The organism is Terrisporobacter vanillatitrophus, assembly GCF_051148895.1.
Lineage (GTDB): Bacteria > Bacillota > Clostridia > Peptostreptococcales > Peptostreptococcaceae > Terrisporobacter > Terrisporobacter vanillatitrophus.
Window position 1 is genome coordinate 498,307 of record NZ_CP154625.1, and the last position, 19,478, is coordinate 517,784.

Sequence of the window (19,478 nt, forward strand, 5' to 3'; positions counted from 1 at the left end):
GGGATACTATTGTGATAAATATAGTATCCCTTTTGGATTTATAGTATTTTCTATATCAAAACGACACACTAATGTGCATCCAAATTTTCTCTATAAGAATTCATTACATCCTTAAATAATTGAGAAACAGAAGGTGGTGTCCAAGTGATTGCATTTGCACCAGCAGCTATGGTTTTTTTTATACTCTCCTCAGTAGGTCCACCTGTAGCTATTATTGGAAAGTCAGGATAAGCCTGTCTAATTTTTGCAACTATCCTAGGTGTATCAACAGAAGCTGAAACGTTAAAAATAGTGGCGCCAGCATCTATTCTTGCTTGAATATCTGTATCGTCGTTTACAATAGTAACAACAACAGGTATGTCTAGTGCGTTGGATAAGGCTTTCACTACACCGTTAGATGTTGGAGCATTAACAACTACACCAATAGCACCTTGCAATTCAGCATTGGTACCTAACATAACTGAACGAATTCCCTTTGTAAGACCTCCACCAACTCCTGCAAAAACTGGAATATCAGAAGCCATAATAATAGATTGTGTAATTATTGGCTGAGGCGTAAATGGATATACAGCTATTACTGCATCAGCATTTACGTTTTTTATAATTGCTAAGTCAGTTGAAAAAACAAGGGATTTAATTCGTTTTCCGAAAATATTTATACCACTGCATTCTCTAATTGCCTCAGGAACACGTAAGAATGATTTTCTAAGTGTACCATCTATTGACCTTGGTCTTTGTTTCATAAATAGAATTCTCCTTAAAAATTTTATATTTACAATATTTGTACATTTAATATTAAAGTTTATCTAAAATATTTTTATATCTAATTATAAATCAGAAGTCTTAATTTTCCTATATTTTTATTGTTAAATATAATTTTTATTTTCTAATTTAGACAAGTTTTTTTATTTTAAACAAATGTGTGGTAAATAGGTATTTTATAGAAATGATAATAGTTATACTTAGTTACCATACTTACTGATATTGCAAAAACTGTAATAAATGATAACATATGTAATTGTAGGGTAATTTGACATGAAAAAGGGGGACAAGTATATGAGAAAATCTTTAAAACCATATTTAGGAGAAGAAATAACTGTAAGTGCTATAGTAGGAAAAATAGAAAATGATAATAATGAAAAAAATAGAGTATTACTTACTAAAATTATAAATGTAGAAAATAATAAATTTCTAACAGATCATTTATGGTATGAAAAATCAAAATTTAATCTATTAGAATCATTACAAGTAGGGGATATGATTGAAATAAAAGGAAAAGTAGCTGTATATTTAAAGGCTTTAAATAATAGACATATAGCCAATAAATTTGATTATCATATAGATTTTGAACCGAATAATTTGAGAAAAATAAGTCATCAAAAGTATGAAAAAAGAGCTGAACTTTGCACACATGCATGCAAAAGTAAAGTTATCGTAGACTATTATTTTACTATATCAGATTTAAAAAATATATATTATACCTTAGAAAATAAAGATTACCTATACATTAAATTTGTAAGAGATATAGTAAAAGCAAGGCTTTTAAACAATCCTAATTATGAGTCTATATTAATTATAAACAGCAAAGGAACTATATACACCAAAAATAAAAAATACGATGAGCCAATAAATTTGAAGGCTAATGAAATGATCCTGTGTAGATTAGGTAAAAAAATTTTAAGGATTGGTAGAATATATAATGATTATGCAACCATTTTAGAAAAACAAGGCAAAGATAATAGTTTTGATGCAATAAATAGATGGCATAATTTACCTAATAATGATAAAAATAAAATTAAAATTGTATCAGATAATGTAGACTATATATCACAAGAATACATATATTCAGTAGAGAAACTAAAAAGATATATTGATATTGAGATACAAAATAATTGTAATGAAGATTATAAAATTACATGGAATCATATTGAATCTATTGAAGATTCCATATTAATACAAACTTCATTGGTGAAGAATAGGGTACACAAAAATTATTGTTTCAAGAAGAATGACTTAGAAGTTATCTATAGAAATCTTATTAAAAAAAGATTTAGCATAATGATGAAGATTTTTTATACAATTAAGGAGTATTTGAATAAGGATTTAGACTATGATAATATCTTAGTTATAAATAATAAAGGACAAATATATTTTATAGAAGTAGATAGATGGAATGTGGATAGAAGTGAATATTTGGAAACCTCTGAAGTAGAAATTTGTAGATTTGGGAAAAAAACAATAAGGAAAAGTAACATCTATGACGATTATTCTAAAGTATTAAAAAAAGAGTATGGTAATATAGATGATTTAGATATATGGAGCCTATGGTATAACTTAAATAATGAAAACATTGTCAAAAAAAATATGGTGGAAAAGAATTTTCAAATGAGGAAAAAAGGCTATATAACTCATTATAATGTTTTAATAAAAGGAATAGCAAAAGAAATGGAGATAAAAGAAAAATATATATAAATAAAACACCCTACTAAGAATATTTAGATTTACAATATTTTTAGTGGGGGTTCTATTTTAAAAGAAACTACAAGGTTATTATAAATACTTCTAAAAATTAACTAAACTTCCTAACAAAAGTCCTCTGAGGACCATACAAAGGATACCTAGTCTTGCCAGACTTATTAGAAGAAAGTTTCTCCCAGCCGCCAATCCTATTCAAAATACCCTCAATCTCATAAGAATTTCCACGCTTCAAATCCTGACGATTATTACCAAAACACTCACACCAAATTTCCATAATACATACTTTTTCTCTTTTTATAGAGCCTTTAATTTTACTAGATTCAAAATCTTCATAACCATGAATGAAGTTACGTCTTTCATACAAATTCTTGCTATTCCAATCTTCTGGGAGTGATTTTTCCAGGTACTCAAGGATTATGCCTTCTCTTTCGTCATGTTCCATGGCTTGTTTTTGGGCCATATTAGCATGAATTAATGTATCTCCTTTTAAAAATAATTCTTCTTTTTCCTTGTATCTTACTATGGCCTCTGCCCAAATTTGATCTACATCTTTCAAATCCCAAGGCTTGTGTTTACCTTTACCCGTAACATAAACAGGCCAGAATCTACGGTTTCCTGTTACATCTCTAAGGAAGCCATCTTCTGAATTAGTTGTACCAACGATAATATTACTTCTAGGATGACTTTCCACATTAACTCCATAAGACTGTCTAAATTTATCGTCCGTGCGGGTGATGAAAGATTTCACAGTTTCCACATCCATTTTCCTTATTCCAGCAAGTTCTCCCAGTTCCAAAATCCAGTAGCCTTGCAGTTTTTCTGCTGATGATTTGTCTTTCATATCGGATATTATTAGAGAGTCTGAGTACCACTTTTTCCCTAACACTGAAAATAAAGTAGATTTTCCTATTCCTTGAGGTCCGTTCAGTACAAGGATGGAGTCAAATTTAATTCCTGGTTCATAAATACGAGCAACTGCTGCACATAGAGTTTTTCTAGTAACTGCTCTTACATAGGGGTTGTCATCTGCACCTAGATAATCTATCAAAAGTGTGTCTATACGAGGTGTTTTATCCCAAGTAAGGGTGCTAAAGTATTCTTTGATTGGATGATAAATTCGCTCTGATGAAACTACGCCAAGCAATGCATCTTTGAATTTTGAAGGTGACCATATTTTATAGACTCTTTCACAATAAAGTTTTATACAAGATAAGTCTGCGTCGTTCCAGCCAGGTTTTGCTTGTTTCCAAGGAAGTTCTCCTTTTACATCTAGACTGGATTTTAGATCATTATATACAATGTTTTTTAAGTTTTTATCATTACGAATAATATTGGCCATGTTTGACAGGCTACTTTTTACCACACCATTTTTGTCTAATTCCAAAGTAGCTTGCCAGTTTTCATCATCATCTTCATCTGTATCAACAACATTAAATTCTGACTGAGCTACTATTTGGCGTTCTTTTGCCAATTGTAGTTTTACTTTTTCGTCTGACAATGCAAACTTTTGCATGGCTTTGAAGGATGATTTGCATGAGTTTTCTTTATCAGTAGCTTTATCATCTAGATGAGAAAATTTATGAATTCGCACTATGTCAAAGGAGTTCATTAATTTACCACAGGCTGGGTCTGTTGCATGGTGACTGTAGGCAAATTTATCATCATAAATAACTAATCCACCTTGGGAAGTGGCAGGAATATAGTTGTATCTACCACTGATTTCACTTTTTTCATATACATGTGATAAAAAGGTATCTAAAGCATCACAAATATTATAAGCTCTGCAAAATTCACCTATGATTCCCTTTTTATCAAGTGGGTCTGCTTGTTTTTTCACATTAGTTTCTATAATTGTCTTTTGTCTAGTAGATATGGGCCATTCTTTTGAATTTGTCCAATCTTTGTATTTTCCTAGGAAATTATCAGGATTTAACAGATCTTCGCCTATTTCTTCAAAAATAAATTCTCCATCCTTTGATGTGGAAGGCCAGTACATAAGTCTGCTTGGCTCATATGTAGTATCATCAAACATTTCTATGTTTATTTCTTGGGCAACTTTTCTACACACGGCGCTATACTCGTCAGGTGAAACTGTACGACTTAGAGGGATAATCAACCTAAGTCTTGGTTTTTCCTTTGTATGTTTATGTGTTGAATAAAAATAACATTTAAAAGCAAAAGATTTTTTCATTTCTTCAATTATGTCCGCTGTTGCATAATCCATGTCTAGACTTAGGGCTGAGCGATTTATGACACAATCTTTTCTTCGTCTATTATATTTTAATCTTCCTAAAACAAATCCACCAACATCTTTAATATCATCAGCTTGAGCTTTTGGCAAAGCTGCATATTCAGCCATAGTTTCATCTGTACGAATTGTAGAAGATATGCGTTTTTTAAACTCTTCCAATTCCATCTCTTCATATTTCCAGTAGATCTCTTTGCGAGAATTCCCAATACTAATTCCAATTTTCATTTTATATTTCCTCCTCATAATTTGTTATTTCTTTTATTTCTAAGTTAAGTGCAACAGCTATTTTGTAGATAGTTTCTGGTCGTGGATGACAAGTTTTGTTTAGTATTCTTGATATGGTTGACTTTGATATTTTACTTTCTTTTGACAGCTTATTTATGGAGTAACCTTTGTTTAGCATCTGCTGCTTTATTTGATCCCTTTGAATTTCATAGTTCATCATTTTTCTCCTTTCCGTTTTATAAAAGAATCATATCAGTGAAATTTAATATAAATGTAAAATAAATATTTAGAAGTTTTATTTGATAAAGATTGGTTTATAAAAAATTAGATTAGGTTCTCAAAGTGTGTTCTGAAGGCAAAAAATCCCTTACGCGGGCGTATATAGGTGCATATGGTGTATTTTATTTATATTTATTATATTTATATATTCAATATAGAGGGGAGGAACTCTAAGAACAAAGAGGAGTATAACTATTTGAATTACTTTGTTTAGGGAAAGTACCCTGTTAAGTACCAAAAGATTTATAGGTTACAATTGGTACGGAAAAAAAGGTTTTTTATGGGTTTATAAAGTTCCGAGTTCTTAGAGGAATCTATTTGTAATCATTAAAATCCTAAGATGAGAATACAAAAAATGTATATTTAATTACATAATTTTACATTTTTTGTATTATAATATTATATATAATGAAGGTGAAGTATATTAGATGTTTAAAAATTATAAATAAAGAAGTATATTAGATACTTAAAAGTTATAAATAAAAAAGAAAATAATTAATATGAAAAGTTATAAATTATAGGGGGAAGAAGGAATGTCATTTTTTAATAATATTAAAGTAATGAAGGATTCAATATCGAAAACAGCAAATAACATAAGTAATACAATAGCAGTTAATAATATGGAGCAAGCAAATCTAGCTAGAGTAAATAAAGAAATAAGCTCAATAAATTCAGAGATTGATTCTGCATGTACTCAAATAGGACGAAAATTTCTTGAATATGTTATAGAAACTAATGAAATGCCAGGAATAGATGTAAGTGATATACTTACTGTACTAGATCCTAAAATGATTAGAAAAACTGAGTTAGAAAAAGAGTTAGTAGAGATACAAAAAAGAATAAAAGATCAAATGATTATTAAGGAAAAAAATGCACTAGAAGAAAAATTCAAAAAAGAAAAAGAGAAGTTAGATGCAGCACTAGCAATGGATATCATATCAGAATATGAATATAATGAAAAGATAAATCAACATAGAAAGAGATTAGACAATTTTGAAGCTATAAAGAAAATAGAGCAACAGTACGAATTAGGAATTATATCAATTGAAGAGAAAGATTATAAAATATATACCTTAATCAATGGGCAAAAATAAAGCTTATATTTATACATTTAGGGACAATAATAAATAAAATAAAAAGTGTCTTAAAGTAGTAAAAAAATTACTTAAGGCACTTTTTTAGTATAAAAACAAAGTAGAACTATATTACTATTTTATAGTAAGTGATAAAATTGAATATATTAAGAAAATAAGGAGGAATTTATATGATAAGAAATATAGAAAATAAAGATATAGATAAAATAATGGATATCTGGTTAAAAAGTACTATTAAAGCTCATGATTTTATAGACGAAGAATATTGGAATAACAACTATAATACTGTAAAAGATGTATATATACCAATGTCAGACACATTTGTGTATGAAGATGAGGAAAACATAAAAGGTTTTATAAGTATAATAAATAAGGAATTTATAGGAGCATTATTTGTTGATATAGACTGCCAGGGTAATGGAATAGGCAAAGAATTAATAAATTATGTCATGAATAAGTATAAAAAATTAAATTTAGCAGTATATAAGGATAATAAAAAATCAGTAGATTTTTATATGAATAGAGGATTTAAGATAGTAAAAGAACAGAAAAATGAAGATTCAGCATATGCAGAATATATAATGGAAATACATTGTGACTAAAACTTATATAAAAAACCACCTGTAAAACAGGTGGCTTACATAAAAAGTCTAATTATAGCAGCAATGAGATTCACAGCAATATTTATTTATTCTCTCTTCCCACCAACCAAAAGCAACAATAGCACTGTCAAATTCTACTGGTAAAAATCCACCAAGATAAACAAGAATACATGAATTTGGAGGGATAATTATTTGACCTCCATCTATTACTGTTGTTGAAAATCCAGGAACTATTCTAGAGAATATTGGTACACCATTAGCTGGTGGATTAGTAACTATATTATTAAATTTTATTTCTCCATTTGGTTGTGGAGGAGGAACAATAGTAACATTGGTGCAGCTAACATAAGGACTAGATTCGCCTCTTGGAGGAGTAGATCTAAGATAGATTTCTGCAGAAAGGCTTTCGCCAGAAATATTTGTTACGGTTATAGCATTTAGATAAATATTTACATCTGAACATCTTGGATTGACCAAAGCTGCTATAGCCTGAGAATCCGGGCCTGTTAATATTGGAGTTTGACCTATAAAATAATGTCCTTTTTGAGATTGAAATAAGGGATATTCAATAGAAACTTCTTTGTTTAAGTTTGTATCCTTTGATAACATAATAATCACCTAACTTATAAGTTTTGGAAATAAATAATCTCCTATCATATAATATTCATAAAAAAAAATAATGTTATAAATATCTACATTAAATGACTATAAATGCAAACACTTATATAAAGAGGTGAGAGCATGAGAGAAAATCGTAAAATAAAAGAGCCTATAGTTGCCATTACAAAAGCGCTAACAGAAGGTAAATCATTAGAAAAAGCTTTGGATTTATTACCTATAGACAAAATAATACAAAAAGGAGACAAGGTAATAATCACACCAAACTGGGTAAAAGACAAATCAGCAAAAGATGGAGCTGTAGTTGGTCCGAGAACCTTACAAAGACTTATACAATATGTAAAAACAAAAGAACCATCAACCATATACATAGCAACAGGATCTGGTGGAGCAGAAACCACGCAGGTTATGACAAGTGTGGGATATGATAAAGTAATAAAAGAAGAAAATGTTGAATTTATAGATATGAATTATGGACCATTTATTGAACTAAAATTAGACCATAACATAATCAAAACTACACCAATAAATAAAATCCTAGATGAAGCAGATGTAATAATATCATTTACTCAACTAAAATATCACGAAGAAGCCACTGTTACAGCCAGTATTAAAAATATTGCCATGGGTTATCCTCCTGCAAGTGTGCATGGATTTCCAAAGAAACAAACAGGAATACATGAAGACTTACATGGATTTATAAGAAGTTTTGCAAAGAAAGTTCCCATAGATTTAGCAATAATAAGTTTAGACAAGGCAATGATAAGTACAGGACCAATATTCGGTCAGGCAGTAGATACGCCAGGACTTTTAATAGCAGGTACAGACCCTGTTGCAGCAGATAGTGTGGGAGCTAGACTACTTGGCTTTTTACCACAGGGAGTCGCTTATTTGTATGGGCTTTACAAGGATGGACTGGGAGAAGCTAATCCTATGAATATGACTATAAAAGGACTTGATTTAATAGAAGCAGAAAAAATATTTAGTAGGGCAGCTTATGGAAATAAGGAAAGTATAGTGGATAGAGAAAAGTTAAAGGATATTCACGGATAATAATTTTTTGCTAAAATGTGTAAGTGTTATATTACATTTTTATTAACTTATATCATATCTTATATTAATAGGGCTAACTAATACCAGCGTAAATATAAGTATAAATTAGAAAATATAAGAAGAGTATATCCTACTATTTTTAGTAAGATATACTTTTTTATGTTTAACTTGAAAGATCAAGACAATAATGTATACTTAGTTAAAGAAGGCAAATATTAAAAAATTATAGTTATAGGAGGACCGCATGAGTTATAAATTTGAAGCAGTAATAAAAAAAGTACCAGATAAAGATGCAGCATTTATAGAGATTCCCTTTGACGTGGAAAAAGCATTTGGATCAAAGAGAGTTAAGGTAAAAGTTAAGTTTGATAACATTGATTATAGAGGTTCTATTGTAAGAATGGGACAAGACTGTTATATGATAGGTATTACTAAAGCTATAAGAAATCAAATGGGAAAAGGTCCTGGAGATAGCATATCTGTTCAAGTAGAAAAAGACGAGGAAGTTCGTGAAGTGGAGATGCCAGAAGATTTTAAAAATGAATTAGATGAAAATAAAGAAGCTTTAAAGTTTTATAATAGCTTATCATATTCAGCAAAAAGAAAATACTATCAATGGATAACAAGCTCTAAAAAAGAAGAGACAAGACGAAAAAGAATTACCGAAGCAATTTTAAAGTTGGAATCTAATATTAAACTGTAAATATATTTTCAATGATTCAAAGGAAATTTATCATAACCAAATAATAATCAGTAAATCCCACTCTATTTACGACATAGTGGGATTTTTTTATTAAAAATACCCATGGAATTATGTATTTTTGTTTTATATTTTATAAAGTTGAATTAAAATATAAGGTAGGAAATATCATTAAAATCAAACAAAAGACTTTACTTGTTGAAATATTTAAATTGGGAATAATAGCCTAACTTAGGTTATTAATTTTATTTAATATAAATCCAAAACATAAATGTATTAATATAATGAAATAATTAATTTATAGTATGGGGGAGTATATGATGGAGGAAATTTATAGAGAAATAATAGAAGATAGCCAAGATGCATATGTTTGTTTTGAAGTTGAAAATAATGACGGAATATTAGACGAGATAAAAATTATAGACATGAATAAATCTTATAATAAATTATCAGAACAGTATGAAATTAATGTGTTAGATCTATTACCATCGGAATATAGGCTAATTATAGGCTCTAATACTGTGTTCGATAAATCTAATTTAAATAAAAAATATTCATATGAGCACTATATTAAAAATGAACTGTTCATAAATGTAGATTTATATAATGGTGAAAATAATAGATTTCACTTGAAATTTAAGATATTAAGAACATTAAATACGGGCCAATTAAGAATATCTGATATTATTAGAATTGCACCATTTTTTGCATGGATAAAAGATAAAGAGGGTAAATATGTTGATGTGAATAATAAATTTGCAGAATCAGTTAATCTAGAATATAAACAGATAATAGGAAAATGTAATTATGATATTTGGGCAAAAGATACGGCAGATATATTTATACAGGAGGACCAAAACGTAATTAAAGCAGAGAAGAAGTGTGATTTTGAGAATCAAGTTAAATTATTAGTAGGAGATAAAATACAATATCTTCAAAAAGTAAAATGGCCTATTACAGATGTAAATGGTGAAATTAAAGGAACCATTGGAATAGGTCTAGATGTGAATGAAAAAATTCAGTTAAAAGACGATATAAAAAAGAATGAACAGTTTTTTCAAGAAATATCTAATAATATAGATGATGTAATAATAATAAGAAATAAAGAAAAAGCTCTTTATGTAAGTAATTCTTTTGAAAAAATATTTGGCTTTAATCCAGAATCTTTATATGAAGATATAACTTTATGGCATGAAGAGTGGGAGAATATTGATTTAATTGATGGAAGTAGAGATTATAATAATTTAGAAGTTACTTCAAATATAGTTAGAGTAAGAAGTGGTAAATTTGACAAATGGATACAAAGTAAATTTGTACCTGTATTAGGTGGAAATGGAAAAGTAATTAAAAAAATCGGTATAATAAGTGATATAACATCGCGTAAGGAATTAGAGGAAAAACTAGAATCTTTAAGGATGGATTTCTTTGCCAATGTATCTCATGAAATAAGAACACCAGTTACTTTAATATTAAGCTGCATACAATTATTATCAGCAAGAATTGATATGCTAAAAAGTGAAGAAAAAGAATATTTTTATAAATATACACACATTATGAAACAAAATAGTTATAGACTATTGAAACTAGTAAATAACTTAATAGATACAACTAAAATTGATAGTGGGAATTTTTCATATAATCCACAAAATTACGATATTATTAGCTTTGTGGAGAACATATGCATGTCTGTGTCACAATTTGTGAATATGAATAATATGAGCATAGTTTTTGATACAGATGAGGAAGAAAAAATAATTAGTTTTGATTTAGATAATATGGAAAGAATTATATTAAATTTACTTTCTAATGCTATTAAATATAACAAAGCCAATGGAAATATCGAAGTAAATATAAGTTGTAAAGAGAATGTGAAAATAAGTATAAAAGATAATGGAATAGGTATACCTAAATCTAAACAAAGTAGGGTATTTGAAAGATTTGGACAAGTAAAAAATAAAATGAAGACAGAACATGAGGGAAGTGGTATAGGTCTTTTCTTAGTAAAATCTCTAGTAGAGTTAAATGGTGGAGAAATATTGCTTAATAGTGAGTTAAGCAAAGGAAGTGAGTTTGTAGTAATTCTACCAGATAGAGTAGAAGAGGACGAAGTAGCTGTTACAAATATAAACATTGATGAATCAAAAATAGATAGAATGAACATCGAATTCTCAGATATATATGTGTAAATAATTTGGAATCGTACATGTTAAACTACTAAGCTTATAGCTTGGTAGTTTCTTTTTTTTACAATAAATATCAAATAATACATAAAAAAATAATTAAACCACTAAATTCGACATTATAATACAATGGAAAATGTTATCATTGATAGAAGGTGAAAAAATATTAGAATGCAAATAATATGAAATGAATTCTAGTACAACTTAAATAAATTGTAGAAAAATAAAGGGGCTATCAGAATGAATTATAAAAAAAATGTTATAAAAATAATTAGCTACTTATGGATAATAGGTGCATTTGTTTTTTGTATTACAAATCATTTATTTGAATTTAGAATAGGAAAGCAATTTTTTATAAACTCTTATGTACTAATAGAATTGATAGTCATAACCATAATACCAGTATCTATTTTAGTAGGAATGAAGATCAAAGAAGAATTAGACAAGGTTCAACAAGAAAATTATATTAAATTAGTAACTGGTATTGCTATGACAATCATCTCTTTAATTAGTTTTATACTTATATCCAAGTCATATTATGAATGGATTCGTGGTGAAGAAGGTATCACAATTCATGGTATAAATTTAATGATAGTAATGTTTGTAACTGTTTTTAGTATAGGAATAATCTTAATTCAGTCATCAAAGGAAAAAACAAATAGAAAATTAGAACCATTAATATTTAAAGAAAAAGAACAGGCTAAATATGAACAAGAGCAAGCTTCTTGGTATGGTGTAGATAAATTAAAAAACTATTGTCAAATGGAAACATATCATAGTCAACTCTCAAAAACCGTAATTTCTAATGTAATATCAAAGGAAGAAATTTTTAGAAATCTTCAAATTATAGAAACTAACTTAGGAATTAGTAAAACAGGAGCTAGAGAAATAACTGTAAAAGTAAAAAACAATACAATCTACCATATAGACGGAAGTATAAAGGCTATTTTCTATGATGAAAATAATAAAAAAGTAGGATTTGCCAACTTAGTGCTACCAGCATTAGGTATGGTAGATGAATGTATTTTAAAAGGTATTTGCATAAATACGGATATAAATCAGGAATATGTAGTTAAACTAGAGGTAAATAATTTATGGATAATAGAGTATTTGCCTAGGATTGATGATAAAAATTTAATAGAAGTTTTAAATAAATTAAAAAGTAAGAAAATAAGCTTATTATGGGATAAGATTAGAGATAATAAAAGTCTTAAAGATATTATAAGTAAGGATAAAAATATATATTATGATAATATAGTTGATACGGCAAATGTAAAATATTCAAATGATCTAATTAAGATATTTAAAAATTTAGAAGTACTTGATTTAGACGAAGATTATAATATGAAAACAGCCATAGCAGATGCATTAGATATTAGCGAAGTTAACTTTTCAATAGCATACTATGAATTAAAAAAATATGGTGCTATTAAAATTGAAAATGAATTTATAAAAGTGGTTAAATCTGATGTAGAAATGACTGAAGAAGATTTTTATGATCTAAAAAGAAAAATAAAATCTATGAGCTATGAAAAATTAGCAAAATCAAATGAAAAAATGAAAAAATTACACGACAAAACATGTTTAAAATATAAACCAGGTAAGCGAAAGTATGATTTAATTAGATTTAATTATATTGGTAAGAAAATACAATTATCAGATAAATATGGAGAACCAAATAATAATGGAGTCTATGAAATAAATCAAAAAGCTAGTTTAGTTAATTATTTAAATAAAAATATTACTGATAGTGACAGTCTTTACTTCTTTTTAGAAAGAATAAAGTCCAATGGCATAGGCGTTACATTAGCCCCAGAAGTAGTTAAATTAAGAAAGGAAATTCTTAAAGGAACAATGTCACCAGAGGATGAACAAAGTAAAATAAATGAAATAATGATGAAGTTTAAATTTAAAGAAATATAGAAAGTAAATAATAATATAAGAATTATACTTATGTGTAATTTTGCTAAAAGCTGTGAACAATAATTTATTAAAAAGTATTGTGCATAGCTTTTTTTACTATAAATAATTCTATTTATACACATGAATATGATTAAGGGGATATACTGTAAAAGTATTAATAAAAAATATTGACACACAGAAAATATGGATATATAATAAAAATATAAATTGATTGAACTAAATTAAATTGATATAAATTGGAGTTGGTAATTTGGATAAATATGAAGCAATAAAATTGGATAATCAGCTATGTTTTTCTCTATATGCATTATCAAGAGAAGTTATAAAACGATACAAACCATTACTTGATAAGCATGGACTAACTTATACACAATATGTGGCCATGTTAGTAATGTGGGAAGAAGAAAAAATAGGATTCAAGGAGTTAGGCAAGAGATTACATCTAGATTCTGGGACCCTTACACCTGTAGTAAAAAAATTAGAATCTATGGATTTAGTAACAAAATATAGAAACAAAGAAGATGATAGAGTAGTCACAGTAGAGTTAACGCAAAAGGGAAAATCTATGAAAGAAGAAATACTTGATGTTCCAGGGCAAATATATACTCTATGTGGTGGGGAAGAGGTAGACTTATCTTGTATAAAAACACAAATAGATAAACTGTTAAATATGTTAGACTAAGACTACTAAAACTATTAAAGTAATAGTGAGTTAAATTCAGTAAAGAATTTAACTCTAAAATATAAAATAAATGGTTGAACTAAATTAAATTTGGGTAAATTACAAATAGGAGAAATTAATATGAAATTTTACGATTTTAAAGCAAATAAAATGAATGGTCAAGAAGTAAGTATGAGTGATTATAAAGGAAAGATTGTATTAGTTGTAAATACAGCAAGTAAATGCGGATTAACTCCACAATTTGAAGGATTAGAAGCATTATATAAAGGGTATAAAGATAAAGGATTAGAAATTTTAGGATTCCCTTGTAATCAATTTGCAAATCAAGATAAAGGAAGTAATGAAGAAATACACGAATTTTGCCAATTAAATTATGGAGTAAGTTTTACAATGTTTGAAAAAATATATGTAAATGGGAATAATGCACATCCTTTATATAAATACTTAAAAAATGAAGCAAAAGGACTGTTAAGTAAAGAAATAAAATGGAATTTTACTAAGTTCTTAATAGACTCAGAAGGAAATGTAGTAAAAAGATATGCACCAACAGTAGAACCATTAAAGATCAAAGACGATATAGAAAACTTATTAAAATAATCAGGAGGTACAAAAATGAGCGACAGAATAGATATAGCTATAATAGGAAGTGGTCCAGCAGGTATATCTGCAGCTTTAAACGCAAGTATAAGAAAAAAAACATTTAAAATATTTGGTAGCAAGGAAATAAGTCCAAAGTTAGTAAAGGCTCATAAAGTTAATAACTACCTAGGATTTTATGGGAAAAGCGGATTAGAAATAAGAGATGAGTTTGCTAAACACTTAGAATCAATGGACATAGATATAACAGAAGATAAAATAAATAACATATATTCAATGGGCGATTATTTTGCTCTAATGGGAACAAACAATAACTACGAAGCAAATACAGTAATACTAGCAACAGGTGTAAACTTTGGTAAACCTTTAAAAGGTGAGGAAGAGTTTTTAGGTAGAGGTGTAGGATACTGTGCAACATGTGATGCACCTTTATACAAAGACAAAGTAGTTAGTATAATTGCTTATAACAAACATGAAGAGTCGGAAGCAAACTTTATAGCTCAAGTAGCTTCAAAGGTATATTACATACCTATGTACAAGGAAGAAGTAGAGGTAGATTCTTCAATAGAAATAATAAAAGATACTCCAGTAGAAATAGTAGGAGATAAGTTAGTAGAAAAACTAGTATTAAAGGATAGAGAAATAGAGACTGATGGAATATTTATACTTAGAGATAGTATATCTCCAGGTCAATTAGTACCAGGTTTACAATTAGACGGAAATCATATAGAAGTAGATAGAAAAATGAGTACAAATTTAAAAGGGTGTTTTGCAGCAGGAGATATAGTTGGAACACCATATCAATATATAAAAGCGGCAGGAGAAGGTAATATAGCAGCCCTTTCTGCAGTATCATATTTAGACGAACTAAGAAGAAATAATAAATAAATAATAATAAATGGGAGAGATGAAAAATGGCTAAAATAGTTAACTCAAATGAATTTAAGGAAGCAATAAAAGAAGAAGGAGTAGTAGTAGTAGATTTCTTTGCAACTTGGTGTGGACCTTGTAAAATGCTAGCTCCAATATTTGAAGAATTATCAAATGAAATGGAAGGAAAAACACAATTTATAAAAGTTGATGTTGACCAAAGTGTAGACATTGCAAGAGAATATGGAATTCAATCAATACCAACAATGGCTATCTTGAAAGATGGACAACCAGTAGAAACAATGGTTGGTTTCTTACCTAAAGATGTAATTAAATCAAATATAGAAAATTATCTATAAAATTAAAATATGCCCCCAAAAGATTTTTACCCCCCTTTTAAAATCTTAATATATATAAGAACTACTAAGTTAATAACTTAGTAGTTCTTTTTTATACACTAAAGAGCTATAAATCACCTGATTTGCAAATAATTTACAATTTAACATTAGGTATAAATAATTAAGTCATTAATAGAACAAAATACATATAAGGCAAAATTTTATGAATTATTATATGTATTTTAGATTATATTTTTTCAAAAAAATTAATGGTATATTTTGGTGTTTTCATTTATTTAAATTTTCAAAAATAGGAAATTTTACCAAAACGTGATATAATATCACTATGATTTACAAAAAATACAGGAGTTATATTATGTATAATTACCAAATAAAAAAAATTTTAAGTATTACAATAGCATTTACTATGTTATTAGCTGTCCTTGTGTTGGGGATTGATTTATATAAGGAAAAAAAATATAAAGATAATATAAATCAACTTGAAAAAATAGACTTGATAGGAACATATCATATAGAAGGAAAAGAAGAAAGTCATCCATTGCCTAAAGACGGAAAATTAGGTCTTAGTGGTAATAATAATGTAACTATTGAAGGCCATTTCAATAAAGATATTCCAATTAATAAACAACTGATTATGAGAATTGACAATATGAAAGTAAAAATCTTTATTAATGAAGAGGAACTTTACTCTTTTGGTCAAGAAAATACATTTTTAAGTAATGCCCATTCTGCGGGAAATTTATGGGATTCAGTTGTCTCTCCAGGAATTAAAACAAGTGATACAATTAAGATAGAACTGTATAATGTGTATACAGACCGTGTAGAAACAGCTTATTCAAGATTTTTAAACAATATATACTCAGGATATGAAAGTGCCTTAATTTCACAACACATGCATGAAAAACTATTTAACACTTGTATATCTCTATTTATTATATGTCTTGGATTCATGTCTATTGGAATTGTATTAATTATAATTAGATTAAAGAAGCCTATTTTGAAATTATTATGTTTTGGAGGATTATGTATAAGTAATGGAACTTGGTGTTTTTTAGATTTTAATATTCAAAATTACTTGTTTCCTTACCCTGTATTTAATAATAGCTTAGATATACTCAGCTTGTTATTTACTATATTTTTCTTAATTTCATACTTTGCTCTTTACTTAAAAAGTAAATGTAGATATATCTTATTTGGATTATCAGGAACAATTATCGCCACAATTTTAATAATGACTATTTTGCAATTTTTAGGAATAAAAGATTACTATGATTGTTTATATTATATTCAAAGTGCTTGTATTGTATATATACCTATTATTGTAGGATGCATATTTTATGAGAAGAAAAAGTTGAAAAACAATGAACTTAATAAACTCTTACTTCCTACAATTATTCTAGCTGTAGGAATGATGGGTGATACTATTTGTAATATGCTTCAAATCATTCCTTATATAAATTGGTTTAGGCTGAGTTATCTTATTTTTCTTACTAGTCAATTTATGCTTATTACTGAAATAATAAGAAAGCCAATATTAGAAAGTACTAGAATAGAAGTACTAGAAGAATTAGTATATGAAGATGCACTTACAGGTGTTAGAAATAGAACAGCTTATCTAAATAAGGTGGAGTGTATTAAGAGCAATCTAGATAAAGATAATCCTATTAATGTTTTTGTATTTGATATTAATAATCTAAAAATAGTAAATGATACCTTAGGTCATGAATATGGTGACCTACTTATAAAGACAAGTGCTAATATTCTTTTAAAGGTATTCAACAAAGAGGATGTTTATAGAATAGGTGGAGATGAATTTGTAGTAATTTTAGAAAGTAAAAATGAAATAAATTATATTAGGTTAATTGATAAGCTTGAGGATGAAATAAAAAGTAATAATTACTATTCAAGTCAACCGCCAATTAGCATGGCATATGGAGTGGCAATTTATGATGCTAATAAGGATACATCTTTTGAGGATGTGTTTTCAAGAGCAGACAAAGAAATGTATGCTAATAAGGTTAAAATAAAAAAAAGTTGCTATATAACGAAATATTAGTTTATAATATAAAAGCTTATCTAAAGATAAAAAATATCTACAGATAAGCTTTTTTAGATTTATTAAAAATATAAAATTATCCACATAAATGCGTAATTTTACCATTAATGTTGGGGATAAATAAAAAATACACTTTGTGGATAACGTTATCCTAAGTGGACATATAAAATAAAAAAGCACTAAGTTTATGGACTTAGTACTTATTCGCTTATCTGATTTTGTACCCAAAATAGCATAGAATCACCAAAAGCTTTATTTGTATAATAATATTGTAAAGATTTGCTTTCAGAAGAAGAGTCAGTAGCTTCTATAACTGATAATAAATATGAAAGTGACATACTATAAAAATTTAGGGAATTTAAAAGTGCTAGTGATATGGGATTTTCTTCTATATTTCCACTTTCTGTTTTATGATATTCTGATAAATCTAGCCTTAATTCATTAATCTGAGATCTTATGAAAGCTACATCTTTTATAAGGGGGGATTTATCTTCATTTTTAGTTATTTTGTTCAATGTGTTTGAAGCAAGTATATCTAATTGGTTAGAAATACTTTCTAGTTGGAATAAATATTTTTTTTCTTTATTAACTGGTTGTAGGTGATTAGATTCAAGTATAAGATTTTGACCATAAATTTTATTAAAGCTGAATCCCATATTTATAAAAGTTATAGAAAAAATAAGCATGCATACAATTGCTTTTTTCATTGATAATCCTCCATAATAAAAAGTTTATTACTAATATTATTCATAATAATAGGCTTATTAATCATGTATAAATTTACCTTTTAGTCTAAGTTTATCTATTTACTTGTTATTTTATGTACTTAGAGTATTATATTTAAATTAGCATTTTCTTTTATCCTTTTGGAAATAATATAAAGAAACATTTGTAAGGAGGTAAAAAAATGCAGAGTGGAGATTTAAGTTGTAATGTAACAAATTGTTTACATAATTTTGGTCATGAATGCAAAGCAGGTGCCATAAATGTAGGTGGTCGTAGTGCTGTGGAAAATTTAGATACTACTTGTACAACTTTTGTAGATAAAGCCAAAAGTAGCTTTGTGAATAGTATAGACGCTTTAAACACAGATGTACATAATATAAAGTGTGAAGCTTATAATTGTGTACATAATGAAAATAAGGGCTGTCATGCAGATAATGTTCAGATAGATGTTCAAAATGCATGTTGTAATACATTTGAATGTGAGTAATATATAAAAAGTATTATCAATAATAAAATTGATAATACTTTTTTTATTTATTTAAATAGGAACTTATTTAGTAAAAAAATCATACAATAAAAAAAGGATATTCTTAATAAAAGTAAGGTGAGAAGGGTGAAAACTTTAAAAAATTTTTTCATAGCTTTATTGTTCAGTCTTAGTACAGCTTTTCTAGTATATCCTGAAGTTGTTTTTGCAGATAATCTGGAAGCACTTATTAACGCTGGAAGTAATAATTTTCCGGTACTCTTTATATTAGCTTTTATAAGTTCTATAATTTTGGCAA

The 19,478-nt window shown here is 27.5% G+C and carries 18 protein-coding genes; 13 read left to right on the top strand and 5 right to left on the bottom strand.

Going from position 1 to position 19,478, the window contains the following annotated elements:
* Positions 1-68: 68 nt before the first annotated feature.
* A complete protein-coding gene (locus TVTCOM_RS02620) occupies positions 69-743 on the bottom strand; it encodes a hydrolase (protein WP_434798294.1) in 675 nt (224 codons plus the stop codon).
* A 313-nt stretch (positions 744-1,056) separates the two neighbouring features.
* On the opposite strand from TVTCOM_RS02620, the gene TVTCOM_RS02625 reads away from it, so the two are divergent.
* Positions 1,057-2,472, top strand: coding sequence for a hypothetical protein (locus TVTCOM_RS02625; RefSeq protein WP_434798295.1), 1,416 nt, complete (start codon positions 1,057-1,059; stop codon positions 2,470-2,472).
* Positions 2,473-2,569: 97 nt separating this feature from the next.
* Here the strand turns inward: TVTCOM_RS02625 and TVTCOM_RS02630 are convergent, their stop codons facing one another.
* Both TVTCOM_RS02630 and TVTCOM_RS02635 read right to left on the bottom strand, forming a co-directional pair.
* Positions 2,570-4,954 carry a VapE domain-containing protein gene (locus TVTCOM_RS02630; protein ID WP_434798296.1) on the bottom strand — a complete coding sequence of 795 codons (2,385 nt, stop codon included), beginning with the start codon at positions 4,952-4,954 and terminating at the stop codon, positions 2,570-2,572.
* Position 4,955: 1 nt separating this feature from the next.
* On the bottom strand, positions 4,956-5,171 hold the full coding sequence (locus TVTCOM_RS02635) for a helix-turn-helix domain-containing protein (RefSeq protein WP_434798297.1): 216 nt from the start codon (positions 5,169-5,171) through the stop codon (positions 4,956-4,958).
* A 595-nt stretch (positions 5,172-5,766) separates the two neighbouring features.
* On the opposite strand from TVTCOM_RS02635, the gene TVTCOM_RS02640 reads away from it, so the two are divergent.
* The gene (locus TVTCOM_RS02640) at positions 5,767-6,327 is read left to right on the top strand and encodes a hypothetical protein (protein WP_434798298.1); all 561 of its coding nucleotides are present in this window, start codon (positions 5,767-5,769) and stop codon (positions 6,325-6,327) included.
* 170 nt (positions 6,328-6,497) lie between these two features.
* Positions 6,498-6,929, top strand: coding sequence for an N-acetyltransferase (locus tag TVTCOM_RS02645; protein ID WP_434798299.1), 432 nt, complete (start codon positions 6,498-6,500; stop codon positions 6,927-6,929).
* A gap of 48 nt (positions 6,930-6,977) precedes the next feature.
* Here TVTCOM_RS02645 and TVTCOM_RS02650 read toward each other — a convergent pair whose 3' ends face one another.
* Positions 6,978-7,538: a DUF6143 family protein gene (locus TVTCOM_RS02650; RefSeq protein WP_434798300.1), complete on the bottom strand. Its 561-nt coding sequence runs from the start codon at positions 7,536-7,538 to the stop codon at positions 6,978-6,980.
* Positions 7,539-7,670: 132 nt separating this feature from the next.
* Between TVTCOM_RS02650 and TVTCOM_RS02655 the strand changes: the two genes are divergently transcribed.
* The 9 genes from TVTCOM_RS02655 (at position 7,671) to TVTCOM_RS02695 (ending at position 17,967) form a co-directional block, all read left to right on the top strand.
* Positions 7,671-8,600, top strand: a complete 930-nt coding sequence (locus TVTCOM_RS02655) for a DUF362 domain-containing protein (RefSeq protein ID WP_434798301.1) — start codon at positions 7,671-7,673, stop codon at positions 8,598-8,600.
* A 244-nt stretch (positions 8,601-8,844) separates the two neighbouring features.
* Entirely contained in the window at positions 8,845-9,303 is a 459-nt protein-coding gene (locus TVTCOM_RS02660; protein WP_434798302.1) for a YdeI/OmpD-associated family protein, read from the top strand.
* Positions 9,304-9,617: 314 nt separating this feature from the next.
* Positions 9,618-11,486 carry a PAS domain-containing sensor histidine kinase gene (locus TVTCOM_RS02665; RefSeq protein WP_434798303.1) on the top strand — a complete coding sequence of 623 codons (1,869 nt, stop codon included), beginning with the start codon at positions 9,618-9,620 and terminating at the stop codon, positions 11,484-11,486.
* A gap of 234 nt (positions 11,487-11,720) precedes the next feature.
* Positions 11,721-13,403 (top strand): hypothetical protein, encoded by a 1,683-nt coding sequence (locus tag TVTCOM_RS02670; RefSeq protein WP_434798304.1) that lies wholly within the window; start codon positions 11,721-11,723, stop codon positions 13,401-13,403.
* Between the two features lie 250 nt (positions 13,404-13,653).
* Positions 13,654-14,085: a MarR family winged helix-turn-helix transcriptional regulator gene (locus tag TVTCOM_RS02675; protein WP_434798305.1), complete on the top strand. Its 432-nt coding sequence runs from the start codon at positions 13,654-13,656 to the stop codon at positions 14,083-14,085.
* 120 nt (positions 14,086-14,205) lie between these two features.
* Positions 14,206-14,682 carry a glutathione peroxidase gene (locus TVTCOM_RS02680; protein ID WP_434798306.1) on the top strand — a complete coding sequence of 159 codons (477 nt, stop codon included), beginning with the start codon at positions 14,206-14,208 and terminating at the stop codon, positions 14,680-14,682.
* Positions 14,683-14,697: 15 nt separating this feature from the next.
* Positions 14,698-15,570, top strand: coding sequence for an NAD(P)/FAD-dependent oxidoreductase (locus TVTCOM_RS02685; protein ID WP_434798307.1), 873 nt, complete (start codon positions 14,698-14,700; stop codon positions 15,568-15,570).
* 26 nt (positions 15,571-15,596) lie between these two features.
* Positions 15,597-15,911: a thioredoxin gene (gene trxA / locus TVTCOM_RS02690; RefSeq protein ID WP_434798308.1), complete on the top strand. Its 315-nt coding sequence runs from the start codon at positions 15,597-15,599 to the stop codon at positions 15,909-15,911.
* A 355-nt stretch (positions 15,912-16,266) separates the two neighbouring features.
* Positions 16,267-17,967, top strand: a complete 1,701-nt coding sequence (locus TVTCOM_RS02695) for a diguanylate cyclase (protein ID WP_434798309.1) — start codon at positions 16,267-16,269, stop codon at positions 17,965-17,967.
* 200 nt (positions 17,968-18,167) lie between these two features.
* Here the strand turns inward: TVTCOM_RS02695 and TVTCOM_RS02700 are convergent, their stop codons facing one another.
* Complete coding sequence (locus TVTCOM_RS02700; protein ID WP_434798310.1) at positions 18,168-18,674, bottom strand: hypothetical protein; 507 nt, start codon at positions 18,672-18,674, stop codon at positions 18,168-18,170.
* Between the two features lie 200 nt (positions 18,675-18,874).
* Here TVTCOM_RS02700 and TVTCOM_RS02705 point away from each other — a divergent pair, with 200 nt between their 5' ends.
* Positions 18,875-19,180, top strand: a complete 306-nt coding sequence (locus TVTCOM_RS02705; protein ID WP_434798311.1) for a DUF1540 domain-containing protein — start codon at positions 18,875-18,877, stop codon at positions 19,178-19,180.
* Positions 19,181-19,478: the final 298 nt, after the last annotated feature.

Excerpts from the sequence above, each read along its gene's own strand:
- TVTCOM_RS02625 (WP_434798295.1), top strand. The coding sequence starts at position 1,057 with ATGAGAAAATCTTTAAAACCATATTTAGGAGAAGAAATAACTGTAAGT.
- TVTCOM_RS02705 (WP_434798311.1), top strand. The coding sequence starts at position 18,875 with ATGCAGAGTGGAGATTTAAGTTGTAATGTAACAAATTGTTTACATAAT.
- TVTCOM_RS02685 (WP_434798307.1), top strand. The coding sequence starts at position 14,698 with ATGAGCGACAGAATAGATATAGCTATAATAGGAAGTGGTCCAGCAGGT.
- TVTCOM_RS02695 (WP_434798309.1), top strand. The coding sequence starts at position 16,267 with ATGTATAATTACCAAATAAAAAAAATTTTAAGTATTACAATAGCATTT.
- trxA (WP_434798308.1), top strand. The coding sequence starts at position 15,597 with ATGGCTAAAATAGTTAACTCAAATGAATTTAAGGAAGCAATAAAAGAA.
- TVTCOM_RS02645 (WP_434798299.1), top strand. The coding sequence starts at position 6,498 with ATGATAAGAAATATAGAAAATAAAGATATAGATAAAATAATGGATATC.
- TVTCOM_RS02665 (WP_434798303.1), top strand. The coding sequence starts at position 9,618 with ATGATGGAGGAAATTTATAGAGAAATAATAGAAGATAGCCAAGATGCA.
- TVTCOM_RS02655 (WP_434798301.1), top strand. The coding sequence starts at position 7,671 with ATGAGAGAAAATCGTAAAATAAAAGAGCCTATAGTTGCCATTACAAAA.
- TVTCOM_RS02680 (WP_434798306.1), top strand. The coding sequence starts at position 14,206 with ATGAAATTTTACGATTTTAAAGCAAATAAAATGAATGGTCAAGAAGTA.
- TVTCOM_RS02700 (WP_434798310.1), bottom strand. The coding sequence starts at position 18,674 with ATGAAAAAAGCAATTGTATGCATGCTTATTTTTTCTATAACTTTTATA.
- TVTCOM_RS02620 (WP_434798294.1), bottom strand. The coding sequence starts at position 743 with ATGAAACAAAGACCAAGGTCAATAGATGGTACACTTAGAAAATCATTC.
- TVTCOM_RS02670 (WP_434798304.1), top strand. The coding sequence starts at position 11,721 with ATGAATTATAAAAAAAATGTTATAAAAATAATTAGCTACTTATGGATA.
- TVTCOM_RS02630 (WP_434798296.1), bottom strand. The coding sequence starts at position 4,954 with ATGAAAATTGGAATTAGTATTGGGAATTCTCGCAAAGAGATCTACTGG.
- TVTCOM_RS02640 (WP_434798298.1), top strand. The coding sequence starts at position 5,767 with ATGTCATTTTTTAATAATATTAAAGTAATGAAGGATTCAATATCGAAA.
- TVTCOM_RS02660 (WP_434798302.1), top strand. The coding sequence starts at position 8,845 with ATGAGTTATAAATTTGAAGCAGTAATAAAAAAAGTACCAGATAAAGAT.
- TVTCOM_RS02650 (WP_434798300.1), bottom strand. The coding sequence starts at position 7,538 with ATGTTATCAAAGGATACAAACTTAAACAAAGAAGTTTCTATTGAATAT.
- TVTCOM_RS02635 (WP_434798297.1), bottom strand. The coding sequence starts at position 5,171 with ATGAACTATGAAATTCAAAGGGATCAAATAAAGCAGCAGATGCTAAAC.